The organism is Mesorhizobium sp. M7D.F.Ca.US.004.03.1.1 (assembly GCF_003998635.1).
GTDB lineage: Bacteria > Pseudomonadota > Alphaproteobacteria > Rhizobiales > Rhizobiaceae > Mesorhizobium > Mesorhizobium loti.
In genome coordinates, this window is sequence record NZ_RZQG01001807.1 from 1 (window position 1) to 446 (window position 446).

Consider the following 446-nt stretch of genomic DNA (forward strand, 5'->3'; position numbering starts at 1 on the left):
GGCGACACTGATCAAAAACCCAGGCGAGCAAGGCTGCTGCAGCGATGTCGACAAGCTTGGCTACGGCAACAGCTGGAGCGCAGGACCGTTCTCGTGCCAGTCGTCAACCAAGGGACTGACCTGCACGGCCACAAACGGCCATGGATTTTTCATCAGCAAGGCCAAGGTGACGGTGAAGTAAGACTTGCTCCTGTCGGGAAAGGAGAAGGTGGCCGGCCTCAGCCGACCTTTTCCAATTCGCCGCGCGCCTTGGCAGCCGCCACCTGGCGAATGGCATCAGCCAGGGTATCGGCATCCTGCGCGCCCATGACCGCGTATTTGCCCTCGAGCAGGAAGCACGGCACGCCAGATATGCCCATTCGCGACGCGGTGGCGATCTCGGTGCGAACCGCCTCGACATCGGCGTCAGTCGGCAAAAGCGTGGCAACGACGGACGCGTCCATGCC

Annotated in this window: 1 protein-coding gene and 1 pseudogene; one reads left to right on the forward strand and one right to left on the reverse strand. The window is 62.1% G+C overall.

The window, feature by feature from the left end:
- Positions 1-181 (forward strand): annotated as a pseudogene (locus EN935_RS41695) (hypothetical protein); the annotation flags it as partial.
- A gap of 37 nt (positions 182-218) precedes the next feature.
- Here EN935_RS41695 and EN935_RS40145 read toward each other — a convergent pair.
- Positions 219-446 (reverse strand): DsbA family protein (locus EN935_RS40145; protein WP_206534745.1); only part of this gene is annotated, 228 nt, incomplete at its 5' end.